10 protein-coding genes are annotated in these 13,744 nt (G+C 72.8%); 6 read left to right on the forward strand and 4 right to left on the reverse strand.

From position 1 onward, the window contains the following. Positions 1–143 precede the first annotated feature (143 nt). Positions 144–749 carry a LuxR C-terminal-related transcriptional regulator gene (locus tag STRVI_RS18590; protein WP_050993686.1) on the forward strand — a complete coding sequence of 202 codons (606 nt, stop codon included), beginning with the start codon at positions 144–146 and terminating at the stop codon, positions 747–749. 73 nt (positions 750–822) lie between these two features. On the opposite strand, the gene STRVI_RS18595 is transcribed toward STRVI_RS18590, so the two are convergent. Next, positions 823–2,508, reverse strand: coding sequence for a PucR family transcriptional regulator (locus STRVI_RS18595; RefSeq protein ID WP_014057219.1), 1,686 nt, complete (start codon positions 2,506–2,508; stop codon positions 823–825). A gap of 202 nt (positions 2,509–2,710) precedes the next feature. Between STRVI_RS18595 and STRVI_RS18600 the strand changes: the two genes are divergently transcribed. The 3 genes from STRVI_RS18600 to STRVI_RS18610 all read left to right on the forward strand — a co-directional run bounded on the left by STRVI_RS18600 (position 2,711) and on the right by STRVI_RS18610 (position 7,052). Then, positions 2,711–3,970 (forward strand): aspartate aminotransferase family protein, encoded by a 1,260-nt coding sequence (locus STRVI_RS18600; RefSeq protein WP_014057220.1) that lies wholly within the window; start codon positions 2,711–2,713, stop codon positions 3,968–3,970. A gap of 89 nt (positions 3,971–4,059) precedes the next feature. Continuing rightward, positions 4,060–5,532, forward strand: coding sequence for an NAD-dependent succinate-semialdehyde dehydrogenase (locus tag STRVI_RS18605; protein ID WP_014057221.1), 1,473 nt, complete (start codon positions 4,060–4,062; stop codon positions 5,530–5,532). Positions 5,533–5,645: 113 nt separating this feature from the next. Next, complete coding sequence (locus STRVI_RS18610) at positions 5,646–7,052, forward strand: CAP domain-containing protein (RefSeq protein WP_014057222.1); 1,407 nt, start codon at positions 5,646–5,648, stop codon at positions 7,050–7,052. 24 nt (positions 7,053–7,076) lie between these two features. On the opposite strand, the gene STRVI_RS48005 is transcribed toward STRVI_RS18610, so the two are convergent. Then, a complete protein-coding gene (locus STRVI_RS48005; RefSeq protein ID WP_014057223.1) occupies positions 7,077–7,811 on the reverse strand; it encodes a peptidoglycan-binding domain-containing protein in 735 nt (244 codons plus the stop codon). Between the two features lie 173 nt (positions 7,812–7,984). Between STRVI_RS48005 and STRVI_RS18620 the strand changes: the two genes are divergently transcribed. Continuing rightward, complete coding sequence (locus STRVI_RS18620) at positions 7,985–9,238, forward strand: FAD-dependent oxidoreductase (RefSeq protein WP_014057224.1); 1,254 nt, start codon at positions 7,985–7,987, stop codon at positions 9,236–9,238. Between the two features lie 61 nt (positions 9,239–9,299). On the opposite strand, the gene STRVI_RS18625 is transcribed toward STRVI_RS18620, so the two are convergent. Together STRVI_RS18625 and STRVI_RS18630 are read right to left on the reverse strand one after the other, a co-directional pair. Beyond that, complete coding sequence (locus STRVI_RS18625) at positions 9,300–10,820, reverse strand: amino acid permease (protein ID WP_014057225.1); 1,521 nt, start codon at positions 10,818–10,820, stop codon at positions 9,300–9,302. Positions 10,821–10,943: 123 nt separating this feature from the next. After that, positions 10,944–11,951 carry a hypothetical protein gene (locus STRVI_RS18630; RefSeq protein WP_014057226.1) on the reverse strand — a complete coding sequence of 336 codons (1,008 nt, stop codon included), beginning with the start codon at positions 11,949–11,951 and terminating at the stop codon, positions 10,944–10,946. Between the two features lie 232 nt (positions 11,952–12,183). On the opposite strand from STRVI_RS18630, the gene STRVI_RS18635 reads away from it, so the two are divergent. Beyond that, positions 12,184–13,680 (forward strand): FGGY family carbohydrate kinase, encoded by a 1,497-nt coding sequence (locus STRVI_RS18635; RefSeq protein ID WP_014057227.1) that lies wholly within the window; start codon positions 12,184–12,186, stop codon positions 13,678–13,680. Positions 13,681–13,744 lie beyond the last annotated feature (64 nt).

The following is a 13,744-nucleotide window of genomic DNA, read 5'->3' on the forward strand; positions in this document are numbered from 1 at the left end:
TTGGAATTGAATATTCGGTATTCGATTCCAAATTCTGAGAATTAGGAAGGGATGGCAGTCCCTTGGCATTGCCTTTACTGACCGATTCGGCTCGGCCAACCCCCCACGAGCTTGGACACGAGCAGACCGAGTACACGGATCTATTGCGCCAGTTCGACCAGCCAGGGGCCTGTGTCGTCTGTCTTGACCCGTCGCTCACCGTCCAGCAGGCGAACCGGGAGTTCTTCCGGCAGTTCGACGACGCCTCCACGGACGTGTGCGGCCGTGACTTCTGTGACCTTCTGCACCCCAGTGTGCGGCAGGCGGTGAAGCGGCAGTTCACCCGGCTTCTCGACGGCTCCCGGCACCGGTTCACCACCCATGTGGTGGCCATCGGGGCCGAGGGGGCCGCCTTCACCAGCGGGCTCACGGCGGTCGCCGTGCGCGAGGGCTCCGCCCATGTGGCCTCGATCCTGGTGGTCCTGCGACCCACGGCGGGTGGCGAGGAGGTGGACATGGTCACCGACCGCAAGAAGCTCCTCACCGAGACCGAGGCGCGCATTCTGGAGGGCATCGCTGCCGGGCTCTCCACGATCCCCCTGGCCTCCCGGCTCTACCTCAGCCGGCAGGGTGTCGAGTACCACGTGACACGGCTGCTGCGGAAGCTGCGGGTGCCCAACCGGGCCGCCCTCGTCTCCCGCGCCTACTCCATCGGCGTCCTCAACGTCGGCTGCTGGCCGCCAAAGGTCGTCGACGACTTCGTCAAATGACGCGCCCCCCGCGGGTGCCGACAGACGCGCCACGGCCGGCCCGGATCCGGGCCGGCCGTGGCGCGTCGCCATGTCAGGACGGGGCCGGGCCCCGGGACAGCCGCAACAGACGGAAGGCGGTGAGCGCCACATGGAGCTGGGTGCGCTGCTCACCCGACTCCAGATCGCAGCCGAGCACCCGCTCTATCGAGTGCAGCCGCTGGTAGAACGCCTGGCGGGACAGGTTCGCGCGCTTGGCGGCCACCGTCTTGTTGCCCGCCGCGTCCAGAAAGGTGTGCAGCACCGGCAGCAGATCGGTGCCGTGCCGCTCGTCGTAGTCCACCAGCCGTCCCAACTGCCGCTCCACGAACTCCTGGAGCCGCACATCGCCGCGCAGCGCGTACAGCAACTGCCGCAGCCCGATGTCGGACAGCTCGTGGAACGCCTTGTCCGGCGTCCCCGGAACGGCGGCGTCCGCGACCCGCGCCGCCTGCTGGAACGACCGGGCGGTCTGTGACAGCTCCGACACCTCCGAGCCGACGCTGATCACGGCCTCCGGACGGGACTCCCGCACCGACCGGCTCAGCCGCTCCACCAGCGGCCGCCAGGACGTGGCGGCGGGCAGGGCCAGCAGAACCCCTATGTGGTCACCGGGCACCGCGCCGACCAGCACGGCCGCCCCGGCCGCCCCCAGCTCGTCCGTCAGCCGGTCCTCCAGCTCGGTCGTCTCCCCGGCGCCGGGGCCCGGGCTGACCAGTGCCACCATCAGCCGGCGGCCCGCGACCGGCACGCCCAGCGCCTCGGCCCTGGCCCGGGCCTCCCCCATCGAGCGGCAGCGCTGCTCCACCAGGTCCAGCAGCAGCGTGCGCCGGGCCCGCCGCTCCCAGCGGGTGTGATGGGTGAGCCGGGCGATGGTCAGGGCCGTGGCGGTGCGCTCCAGGACCATCGCGTCCTCGGGGCCGACCGCCGAATGCCCGGCCCCGTCCGGGAGCATCAGCAGCCGCCCCCACCGCTCGCCCCGGTACTCCACCGCGGTCACCAGCCAGTCCTCCGGACCGCTCAGCCCGGTCCGGTCGGGCGAGGGCGTGGCGCGCGAGCGCCGCTCCCAGCCGGTCAGCGCCCCCTCCACCCCGCGCCCCGGCGAACCGCAGATCACGGCCTGGTGCACCAGGTTCTCCAGCACCACGGGATGCCCGCTCATCTCGGCCGCCATGTCCACCACCTCCTCGGGCCCGGCGCCCCGCAGGGTCAGCGCGGTGAAGGTGTCGTGGACGTCCTGGGCCCGGCGCAGGCTCTCCACCTGGCTGCCGACGATCAGGGAGTGGAGTACCTGGGTGACCTCCACGAAGTTCACGGTCCGGGAGAGCAGGACGAGCGGGAAGTCCCGCGCCAGACAGGCCCGCACCAGCTCCGACGGCGGCCGGTGGTAGCGCCGCACCAGCTCGATGACCAGCCCGGCGGCGCCGATGTCCGCGAGCTCGTCGACATACCGGCGGACCAGCGCCGGGTCCTCGGGCAGCGGCATCCCGGTGGTCAGCACCAGCTCCCCGCCCTTGAGGAAGGATGCCGGGTCGAGCAGTTCGGTGACATGCACCCAGCGGACCGGCCGGGAGAGCTGTCCATGGCCGGACACCACCTCCGGCACCCCGGCGGCCAGCACCGGAAGCCGCAGCACGTCGGCGAGGCTGAGCGGGGAGCGCCCCGGGACCCGCGGGGGCCCGGCGGGGCGGGACGGCGGCCGTCCGGCGGCGTCGTACGCGGTGCCGCCGGAGCCGTTCATGCCGCTCACTCTGGCAAGCCCCCGCGCCGAGCGCAACCATCACCCCGCCCGGCATCTTGACAAGAGCTGTGTGGGAGGTCGTTGACAGATCGTCCATACCGATCACCACCCCGCGACATAGTGATCATTGTCCTGACCGGGTTCGCCCCCTCACCCTCGAAGTGTCCGAGCGCATCGCCGACCTGTGCGTGTGGGAGAGAACATGACCAATCTGTCGCCGCAGCTCCGTCAAGCCACTCCGGTGGTCGCCGTCCGAGGAGAGGGCGCCTACATCGACGGCGAGGACGGGCGGCGATACCTCGACTTCACCGCGGGCATCGGCGTCACCAGCACCGGACACTGCCATCCGCGGGTCGTCGCCGCCGCGCAGGAGCAGGTGGGCACGCTCATCCACGGCCAGTACACGACCGTCATGCACCCACCGCTGCGGCGGCTGGTCGAGAAGCTGGGCGAGGTGCTCCCCACCGGCCTCGACAGTCTGTTCTTCTCCAACTCCGGCAGCGAGGCCGTCGAGTCGGCCCTGCGCCTCGCCCGCCAGGCCACCGGCCGGCCCAACGTCCTGGTCTGCCACGGCGGATTCCACGGCCGCACGGTGGCCGCCGCCTCCATGACCACCTCCGGAACCCGCTTCCGCTCCGGCTTCTCGCCCCTGATGAGCGGCGTCGTGGTGACCCCGTTCCCCACGGCCTACCGGTACGGCTGGGACGAGGAGACCGCGACCCGGTTCGCCCTGCGGGAGCTGGACTACGTCCTGCAGACCATCTCCCCGCCCGACGACACCGCCGCGATCATCGTCGAACCGGTGCTCGGCGAGGGCGGCTACGTACCCGCCACCGAGGGCTTCCTGCAGGGCCTGCGGGAGCGGGCCGACCGCCATGGCTTCCTGCTGATCCTGGACGAGGTGCAGACCGGGGTGGGCCGCACCGGACGGTTCTGGGGCCATGACCACTTCGGCATCCGCCCCGACATCCTGGTCACCGCCAAGGGGCTGGCCAGCGGCTTCCCACTGTCCGGCATCGCCGCCTCCGAGGAGCTGATGAGCAAGGCATGGCCCGGCTCCCAGGGCGGCACCTACGGCGCCAACGCCGTGGCCTGCGCGGCCGCCGCCGCCACCCTCGACGTGGTCCGCGAGGAGAACCTGGTGGCCAACGCCGAGGCGATGGGGGCGCGGCTGCGCAGCGGTCTGGAGGACGTGGCCGCCAAGACCCCGGCCATCGGCGATGTGCGCGGCCTCGGCCTCATGCTGGCCAGCGAATTCGTCACCGAGGACGGGGAGCCGGACCCGGCGACCGCGGCCCGGGTACAGCGCGCCGCCGTGGACGAGGGACTGTTGCTGCTCCTGTGCGGGGCCTGGAACCATGTGGTCCGGATGATCCCCGCCCTCGTCGTCGACGAAGCGGCGATCGACGAGGGTCTGCGCGCCTGGTCCGCCGCCGTCAGCGCCGGAACAGCGGACTCCTGACGCGCACCGCATATCGCCCAACGGGAGCCCGATCCGCCCGCCGGTCCGAACCCCTCGGACCGGCGGCGGCCACGAAGGAGATTGCCCCTATGTCCACCCCCTCGTACCCCTCGGCCGCCGAGGTCCTCGCGGCGGTGCCCAAGCAGCTCTACATCGCCGGGTCGTGGTCCGACGCGGCCGGCGCTCGGACCATGCCGGTCGACGACCCGGCCACCGGTGAGGTGCTGTGCGAGGTCGCCGACGCCGCCCCCGCCGACGGGCAGCGCGCCCTGGCCGCCGCCGCGGACGCCCAGGAGAAGTGGGCGGCCACCGCGCCCCGCGCGCGCAGCGAGATCCTGCGCCGCGCCTACGAGCTGATCATGGAGCGGGCCGACGCGCTCGCCGCGCTGATGACCGCCGAGATGGGCAAGCCGCTGGCCGAGGCGCGGGGCGAGGCGGCCTACGCCGCGGAGTTCTTCCGCTGGTTCTCGGAAGAGGCCGTACGCATCGAGGGCGGGTTCTCCACGCTGCCGGACGGCAGGAACCGCATGCTGCTGATGCGCCGCCCGGTCGGCCCCTGTCTGCTCGTCACGCCGTGGAACTTCCCGCTGGCCATGGGCACCCGCAAGATCGGCCCGGCCATCGCCGCGGGCTGCACCATGGTGCTCAAGCCCGCCCCGCAGACCCCGCTGTCCAGCCTCGCGCTCGCCGGCATCCTGGCGGAGGCGGGGCTTCCGGACGGGGTGCTCAACGTGGTCACCACCTCCCGCGCGGGCGAGGTCGTGGAGCCGCTGCTGACCGGCGGACACGTCCGCAAGCTCTCCTTCACCGGCTCCACCCAGGTCGGCCGCACCCTGCTCGCCCAGTGCGCGCCCGCGGTGGTCCGCACCTCCATGGAGCTCGGCGGCAACGCCCCCTTCATCGTCTTCGAGGACGCCGATCTGGACGCCGCGGTCGAGGGCGCCATGACCGCCAAGATGCGCAACATGGGCGAGGCGTGCACGGCGGCCAACCGGTTCTTCGTCCACTCCTCCGTCGCGGCCGAGTTCGCCGACCGGCTCGCCCGCCGCATGGGCGCGCTGGAGGTCGGCCCCGGCAGCCGGCCCGGTGTCGACGTCGGGCCGCTCATCGACCAGGCCGGCCGTACCAAGGTCGAGGAGCTGGTCGCGGACGCCGTGGCGCGCGGCGCCGAGGTCCTGGTCGGCGGCAGCACCCCCGAGGGCCCCGGCTGCTTCTACCCGCCCACGGTGCTCACCGGCGTCTCCCCGGCCAGCCGGCTGATGGGGACCGAGATCTTCGGACCGGTCGCGGCCGTCCTCACCTTCGACGACGAGGACGAGGTCGTCGCCACCGCCAACAGCACCGAATGGGGCCTGGTGGGCTATGTGTTCACCCAGGACCTGAGCCGTTCGCTGCGGGTGAGCGAGCGGCTCGAGGTCGGCATGGTCGGCCTCAACACCGGTCTGGTCTCCAACCCCGCGGCCCCCTTCGGCGGCGTCAAACAGTCCGGGCTCGGACGCGAGGGCGGCCGCGTCGGCATCGACGAGTTCCTGGAGTACAAGTACGTCGCGGTGCCGGTCTGACAACCGGCCCCACCGCCGCAACGGCCGGGAGCACACCGCCGGAACCGCCGGGCGCGCCCGGCCGTTGCCTTCATGACGCGTTGCCTCCATGAACGCGGCGGTGAGGAGCGGACATGGGCGAGTTGGTGCCCGGCGGGAACCAGGCGCTGCCCGACGGTGCCCTGACCATCCGGGTGCCGGGCCCGTTCGACCTGTCCGCGCTGATCACCGGCGAGGACGGCAAGGTCGCGGGTGACGGCGACTTCGTCTTCTTCAACCAGCCCACCGCGCCCGGCGCCCGGCTGGACGGCGACACCCTCACCCTGCGGCCCCGGGGGCTACGGCCCGGCGCCGCCCGGGTCACCCTCGTCATCAGCCCCGCCGACCCGGGCACCCCGCTCGGGCGGCTGCCGGCGCCCGTGCTGAGCGTCCTGGACGAACGGGGAGCGCCGCTGGCCCGGTTCGCCCCGCCGCGCCCCTCGGCGGAGACGGTGCTGCTGCTCGCCGAGATCTACCGTCGCGGCGGCGGATGGAAGGTGCGGGCGATCGGCCAGGGCTACGCCGACGGACTGGCCGGTGTGGCGCGGGACTTCGGCGTCGACGTCGCCGACGACGGGGCCCCGCCCCCGCCCGCGCCGACCACCCGGCCCATGCCCGCGCCGACCACCCGGCCCATGCCTCCGCCGACCACTCGGGCCGGGACCGCGCCTTCCGCCCGCGTCGCGCCTCCCGTGCCTCCCGCTGCGCCGCCCGCCGACGGGGCCTCATGGCATGCCCTGGAGGTGGTGAACGCGGCGCGGGCACGGGCCGGAGCCGCCCCCGTCTCCCTCGACGGAGGGCTGACCGCTGCCGCCGAGGCGCACGCCCGGGCCATGGCCGCCCACGGCGCGCTGCGGCTGGAGACCCCGGACGGCATATCGCTCTTCCGCCGGATCGCCGCGCACGGATACACCCCGCTGACCATCGCCGAGCACATCGTCTCCGGGCCGCGCACCCCGTGGGAGTTCGTGGACTACTGCCTCGAAGGCGATGAGCGCCGGGGCCCGTTCCAGGACCCGGCCCTCGTCCACCTGGGGATCGGCCGGGCCGACGGCCCCACCACCGGGGACGTCTACTGGACGGCGGTATGGGCCCGGCCGTTCACCCCGGACGGACTGCTGCGCCTGGCCTCCGAGGTCATCGCCCTCACCAACGCGGAGCGCGCCGCCGCCCGGCTGGCACCGCTCGCCCCGGACCGGCGGCTGACGGCGGCCGCGCAGGCGCACAGCGACGACATGGTGGCCCGCGACTTCTACTCCCACACCGGCCCCGAAGGACATCAGCCGTGGGACCGGGCGCGGACCGCCGGGGCCACACATCGCGGCATCGGCGAGAACATCGCATGCGGCCAGCGCTCCCCGGCGGAGGTGGTGCGCGGCTGGATGAACAGCCCGGGCCATCGCGCCAACATCCTGAAGCCCGACTTCACCCATATCGGCGTCGGCCACGCCGCCGGCAGCCGTGCGGGCACGTACTGGACCCAGGTCTACGGCGCCGTCTGACGACCCCGGTCGACGGCGGAACGGTCAGGTGCGGGACTCCAACTGCTGCCGCGTGGCGGACCCGTACACCCCGTTCGCGTCGCCCCGGATCCCGTACCACACCTGGAACCGGGAGACCGCCTGGGCGAGGCTCTGGTCGTACTGCCCGTTGACCGGACCGTCCTGATACACGTTCGGAATCCGCAGCAGACGCTTCTGGAGCTCGGTCACCTCCGGCCCGGTGTCCCCGAGGGTCAGCACATCGCCCGGATCGCCCGGCGGCGGTAACTGGTCGTCCGGCGGCTGCGAGGCGGGCGCGCTCGGCGTCCCCGGTGCGGCGGAGGTCGCGGGCGCCGTCGGCGTGGCCGACGCGCCGCCCTCGGCCGCACCGGACGCCGAGTCCCGGTCCACCATCACCACCAGCGAGAGGGCGACCCCCGCGCCGAGTCCGGCCAGCACCAGCAGGGCGGCCCTGGGGTAGCGCCGCCCGGCCGGGGCGGGCGGCTCGGCCGGACGGCGCGGCTCGGCCGGTGCGTCCTGAACCGGCCAGGCGTCGGCCGCGGTCGGACCGCCGGTCATCTCCTGGGTGTCCGCATCCGCCATGGGCGGTGCCTCGGGCGGGAGTTCGGTGCCCGGCGGCCGGAAGAGGTCGAGCTCCTCCATCCACCCCTCGACGGGCCGCTCCGAGTCGTCGTCGTACTCCGGCGTCGCACGGAAGATCGCGGTCGGCTCGAGCACCTCGCGCCCGGCTGGTCGGTCCGGATCGGGTTCGGCTGCCATACAGACCTCCTTATGCGCCCCACACCATTACGCGGGGATACGGACGCGGGCCCGGGAGGATTCAAGCCGATCGTGATCGGGCGCACGCGCGGCGCCGGTGTGGCGTGCCGCCACGGGGTAAGCCCTCCTGAGAGGGTGCCCATGGCCTCGGGGACGTCGAAGGGAGCCGTGAGATGGAGCGGACCACATGCTGTGTGGTGGGCGGCGGGCCCGCCGGGATGGTCCTCGGGCTGCTGCTGGCCCGGGCCGGGGTGGAGGTCACCGTCCTGGAGAAGCACGGGGACTTCCTGCGTGACTTCCGCGGCGACACGGTCCATCCCAGCACGCTGCGGCTCCTGGACGACCTGGGCCTCGCCGAGCGGTTCGCGGCCCTGCCGCAGCGGCATGTGCACTCCGTCCAGCTCCCCATCGGACGGGACGGCGATCTGTTCACGGTCGGCGACATCAGCTCGCTGCCGGGGAAGTACAACTACGTCGCGATGGTGCCCCAGTGGGATCTGCTCGATCTGCTGGCGGACGAGGCCAAGCGGGAGCCCACCTTCCAGTTGCGGATGAACACCGAGGTGACCTCCTTCCTCATGGAGCGCGGACGGGTCACCGGAGTGCGCTACCGCGACCGCGTCGCCGGCTCCACCGGCGAGCTGCGCGCCACCCTCACCGTGGCCTGCGACGGCCGGGGGTCGCTCGCCCGCGTCCTGCCCGAGCTGGGGCTGCGGGAGTTCCCCTGCCCGATGGACGTCTGGTGGTTCCGGCTGCCGCGCGAGGAGCGCGACCCGCAAGGGCTGGTGGGCAACGCCGGCGAGCGCTATCTCACGGCCATGATCGACCGCGGGGACTACTGGCAGTGCGCCGTCCTGATCCCCAAGGGGGCCGACGACGCCTGGCGCGCCCAGCCCCTCGACCAGTTCCTCGCCTCGTTCGCCGAGGCCACGCCATGGATACGGCGGGGCGTGCCCGACCGCGAGCCCCGCCCGCGGTCCTGGGACGAGGTCAAGCTGCTGGACGTCCGGATGGACCGGCTCCGCCGCTGGCACCGTCCCGGACTGCTGTGCATCGGGGACGCGGCCCACGCGATGTCGCCCGTGTTCGGGATCGGCATCAACCTCGCCGTCGAGGACGCGGTCGCCGCCGCCCGCCATCTGGCCGGGCCGCTGCGGAAGGGCACCGTGGGCCTCGCCGACGTACGCGCCATCCAGAACCGCCGGTGGCCGACCGCCGCCGGGACGCAGATACTGCAGCGGATCGCCCACGCACGGGTCATCGAGCCGCTGCTGCAGGGGCGTTCACCGGCCGTCGCGGGGCAGCCGCTGCGGCTGACCCAGGTGCTCACCAAGGCGCCCTGGCTGAAGCGGGGGCCCGCGTACTTCCTCGCCTACGGCGCCGGCCGCGAGCGGCCCCCGGCCGCGTCGCTGCGGCCTTCCGGATGAGTCCGATCGCGCGGAGCCGGGGTGCGGAATCCCTCCGCACCCCCGCTCCGGACGGACACCTTCAGACGATGCCCTCGGCGATCTCCGCCTGTTCGCGCGCCGTGCCGTACGCGGAGGGCGTGTTGTACGAGCGGCGGGCCACGAACCACCAGATCGTGGCCAGCAGCAGTACCACGGCCAGGGCGATCGAGGCGTAGTTCATCGAGTCGGCCGTCACCGGACTGGACTGCGGCAGACAGAACAGCACCGTCACCACGGCCACCCACACCACCGCGACCCAGCCCACCGGTTTGCTCCAGCGGCCCAGCTGCCACGGGCCCGGCTGGAACCGGTCCCCGGCGCGCAGCCGCAGGAAGATGGGGATGGCGTAGGCGGGGGTGATCCCGATGACGTTGATGGCGGTCACCGCGCCGTAGGCCGTCTCGGAGTACAGGGACGGCAGGGCCAGCACACATGCCACCGCCACCGACAGCCAGACCGCGTGCACCGGCGTCTGGGTGCGGGAGCTGACCCGCTGCCACAGCCGTGAGCCGGGCAGCGCGCCGTCCCGGCTGAACGCGAACACCATCCGGCTGGCCGCCGCCACCTCGGCGTTCCCGCAGAAGAGCTGCGCCACGATGACGACGAGCAGCATCGCGGTGGCACCGCTCGTCCCCAGGGCGTCGATAAGGATCTGCGCCGGGGGCACTCCGGTGGCGCTCTTCTGCGTACCGGCGTAGTCCTGGATGGCGAAGGTGAGCCCGGCCAGCAGCACGAACCCGGCCACCCAGGATACCCAGATGGCGCGGACGATCCCCCGGGCGGCGAAGACGGAGGCGTTGGAGGTCTCCTCGGACAGATGCGCGGAGGCGTCGTAGCCGGAGAAGGTGTACTGGGCGAGCAGCAGTCCGATCGCGGCCACGTACAGCGGATTAGACCAGCCGGTGTCATTGACGAATTCGGTGAAGACGAATCCGGGCGACTGGTGGTGGGAGGGCACGATCGCCAATGCGCCGACGATGATGGCGACACCGGCCAGATGCCACCACACACTGACCGAGTTGAGCACGCTGACCAGCCGCACCCCGAACAGATTCAGCACCGCGTGCAGCAGCAGAATGCAGACGAAGATGACCATGGTCGATTCCGGTGTGGGATCGAATCCCCACTGGAGGTTGAAGAGCGCCCCGGTGAACAGGGCGGCGCCGTAGTCGATTCCGGCGATGGCCCCGAGCAGCCCCAGCAGATTGAGCCAGCCGGTGTACCAGCCCCACCTCCGTCCGCCCAGCCGGTCGGCCATGTAGTACAGCGCTCCCGAGGTGGGATAGGCGCTGGTCACCTCCGCCAGGGCGAGCCCGACGCACAGGACGAAGAGCCCCACTCCGGCCCAGCCCCACATCATGACCGCGGGGCCTCCGGTGTCCAGCCCGAAGCCGTACAGCGTCATGCAGCCGGAGAGAATGGAGATGACCGAGAAACTGATGGCGAAATTGCCGAACCCGCCCATGCGGCGGGCCAGTACGGGTTGATAGCCGAGCTCACGCAGCCGCTGTTCGTCGTCCCGTTGGGGAGCGGGACCCGAACTCGACCATGCCGTGGACATGAATGTACCTCCCGAATGCTGGGGCGGGCGAGGGTGGTGGTACAGGTGGGAAATCGGTCTGGCAGAAGGGCGGAAGGGCGGATGGGGGAGCGGTGGTCCAAATGCGCCGGGGAGGGCCCCGGCTCAGCCGTTGACCCCGGGTCTTGGCCCGCGGGCGCCGGCCAGTGAGCGGACCCGGGCGCGAAGAAACATTTCTTCAGCTGCGGCGCGGTCGCCGGGGTCGGGGGTGCGGTAGGCCCAGGGGAGCGGGGTGAAGTACGGCCCCAGCGCCTCGAAGACGCGGGCCGCGTCGGAGAATCGCAGCGCGCCCCACAGGGCGTGCGCCAGATGGTTGAGATCCAGCAGTGAACTCGTCGTGAGATCGGCGTGGTCGAACCAGCCGTGCAGTGCCTTCTGAGCGTCCCGGGTGGCGTCCTCGGTGGCCCAGTGCAGGTCGAGCGCCTTCTCGTAGCCCCGCTCCTCGCGGTACCGCTCGACGTGCACATACAGCGGCAGCACCTGCAGCGCGGACTCCCGGGGCGCGCCCGAGGACACCCATTGCACGAAGTTGACCGCCTCGGCCAGCGAACCTCCGGCCCGCCGGGCGTACACGAACTGCAGCATCCGGTGGTACGCCTCGCGGTTGTACGGATCGCGCCGGTCGGCCTCCGCCAGCAGCCCCCAGGGCCCGGGGAACAGCAGCGGACCGGGCGGGGGCACGCGGTGCTCCTCCTGCCGCTGCTCCTTGTCAAGCTGGGCCAGGGCCAGCAGACACACCCACGGCACCGGGTCCGCCGGGGAGTGGTGCGCGGACAGTTGGCAGGACTGCCACGCCTCGCGCCACAGCTCCCGGGTGCGGGGATGTCCCTCGCGGTGTGCGCGCACCGCCCGTTCCACCCCCACCCGCGCGCCCATCACCAGCGCCGCCACGCTCTGCGGCTCCTCGGCCCGCCACGCGTCCACCACGTTGGATCCGGCGCCGGCCGTGGCCAGCACCTGGGTGCGCTGGGTCCACAGCGCCCACGTGGGAGTCTCCGCGAGCAGATTGCGCATCGATATCCAGCGTCCGGTGCGCAGATCCTGCAGCGCGATGCGCAGTCCGCCGTCATACCCCGCGGGGTGGTACACGGGGCGGAACTCTTCCTCGGGCATCGGATGACTTTCGTACGGAGCTGGCGTACCGGACGCGGTGAACGAGGGCCTGGGGGATGGTTGCAGGGATCCTATAGTCCCGCCGCGGCGACTCGGGCACGGGGGACCACGGGCGTGCCCCGACCGGCCGTCTTGACGCCCGCCCCGTGACTGCACCAGGCTTTCCGGCAAGATCCCCGCGCACCGTCCCCGAGCCCGAAGCGATCCACCAGTCCCGAGCGAAGAACCGGACATGCTGCCTGCAGAGCGTCGCCACCGCACCCCGGCCGACCCCGCGACCGGCCCGGTCCTCGCCGTCGACCAAGGCACCTCGGGCACCAAGGCGTTGGTGCTGTGTCCCGAGCGCGGGGTGATCGGCTCCGCCGAGGTCTCCGTGCGCCCCCGCTATCTGCCCGGCGGACTGGTCGAGGTCGATCCGGCCGCGTTGCTCACCTCGGTCCTCGAGGCCGGACGCCAGGCTCTCGCGGCCGCGGGAGAGCCGGTCGTGGCGGTCGGGCTGGCCAACCAGGGCGAGACCGTGCTGGCCTGGGACCCCGTCACGGGCGACCCGCTGACCGACGCGCTGGTCTGGCAGGACCGGCGGGCGCGGACGGTGTGCGAACAGCTCGCGCCGCACGCCGAGACACTGCGCGAACTCACCGGACTGCCCCTCGATCCGTACTTCGCGGCGCCCAAGATGGCGTGGATCCGGCGCCATCTGACCGACGAGGGCGTGGTCACCACCAGCGACGCCTGGCTGGTCCACCGGCTCACCGGCGCGTTCGTCACCGACGCCGCCACCGCGGGGCGCACCGGGCTGCTCGACCTCGACCGTGTCGCCTGGTCCCCGAAGGCGCTGGACCTCTACGGGCTGACCGCCGAACGGCTGCCGCGCGTCGTCGACGCCGCCGGGCCCGTCGGCACCACCACGGCCTTCGGCGGCGAAGTCCCGCTCACCGGGCTCCTCGTCGACCAGCAGGCCGCCCTGCTGGCGCAGCGGGTGACCGAGCCGGGCACCGCCAAGTGCACCTACGGCACCGGGGCCTTCCTCCTCGCCCAGACCGGGGACCGGCCCCGGCGCGGCCCCCATGGCCTGGTCTCCTGCGTGGCCTGGCGGTTCGGCGGGCGCACCAGCTACTGCCTGGACGGCCAGGTGTACACCGCCGCCTCCGCGGTGCGCTGGCTCAGCGACCTGGGGGTGATCCAAGGGCCCCAGGACCTCGACCCGGTCGGCCGGACCGTGTCCGACGCCGGGGGAGTCACCTTCGTACCGGCGCTCGCCGGACTCGCGGCGCCGTGGTGGCGCGGCGACCTCAAGGGTTCGCTGACCGGGCTCGGCCTCGACACCACCGCCGGGCATCTGGTGCGCGCCCTGTGCGAGGGCATCGCCGCCCAGGTGGTGGAGATCGCCGAGGCGGCCGCTTCCGACCTGGGCGCGCCGCTGACCGTCCTGCGGGTCGACGGGGGACTGACCCGCTCGGCGTTGCTGATGCAGACTCAGGCCGATCTGCTGCAGCGGCCGGTGGAGGTGTCGGCGCTGCCGGATGTCACGGCGCTGGGCGTGGGCGCCGCCGCGCGGCTGGGGCTCGACCCGGGCCTGACGGTCGAGGAGGCGGTCCCGGCGTGGGAGCCCGCCGCCGTCTACGAACCGCGGATCAGCGCGGAGCGGGCCGCCGAGCGCCTGGCCGGTTTCCGCTCGGCCGTGGCCTCGCTGCTTGACCAGGCGCCGACGGCCGCCGCCCACGACTGAGGACCCCGCTGAGGACATCCGCCCAGGACCGCCGCGCGCCAGGAGCCGTTCGCACCACCGAGCA

It is taken from the genome of Streptomyces violaceusniger Tu 4113 (assembly GCF_000147815.2).
GTDB classification, from domain to species: Bacteria; Actinomycetota; Actinomycetes; order Streptomycetales; family Streptomycetaceae; genus Streptomyces; species Streptomyces violaceusniger_A.

What these genes read in the sequence shown, in the direction of transcription:
- STRVI_RS18595 (WP_014057219.1), bottom strand. Translation starts at nt 2,508, where the DNA reads ATGAACGGCTCCGGCGGCACCGCGTACGACGCCGCCGGACGGCCGCCG.
- STRVI_RS18600 (WP_014057220.1), top strand. Translation starts at nt 2,711, where the DNA reads ATGACCAATCTGTCGCCGCAGCTCCGTCAAGCCACTCCGGTGGTCGCC.
- STRVI_RS18605 (WP_014057221.1), top strand. Translation starts at nt 4,060, where the DNA reads ATGTCCACCCCCTCGTACCCCTCGGCCGCCGAGGTCCTCGCGGCGGTG.
- STRVI_RS18610 (WP_014057222.1), top strand. Translation starts at nt 5,646, where the DNA reads ATGGGCGAGTTGGTGCCCGGCGGGAACCAGGCGCTGCCCGACGGTGCC.
- STRVI_RS48005 (WP_014057223.1), bottom strand. Translation starts at nt 7,811, where the DNA reads ATGGCAGCCGAACCCGATCCGGACCGACCAGCCGGGCGCGAGGTGCTC.
- STRVI_RS18620 (WP_014057224.1), top strand. Translation starts at nt 7,985, where the DNA reads ATGGAGCGGACCACATGCTGTGTGGTGGGCGGCGGGCCCGCCGGGATG.
- STRVI_RS18625 (WP_014057225.1), bottom strand. Translation starts at nt 10,820, where the DNA reads ATGTCCACGGCATGGTCGAGTTCGGGTCCCGCTCCCCAACGGGACGAC.
- STRVI_RS18630 (WP_014057226.1), bottom strand. Translation starts at nt 11,951, where the DNA reads ATGCCCGAGGAAGAGTTCCGCCCCGTGTACCACCCCGCGGGGTATGAC.
- STRVI_RS18635 (WP_014057227.1), top strand. Translation starts at nt 12,184, where the DNA reads ATGCTGCCTGCAGAGCGTCGCCACCGCACCCCGGCCGACCCCGCGACC.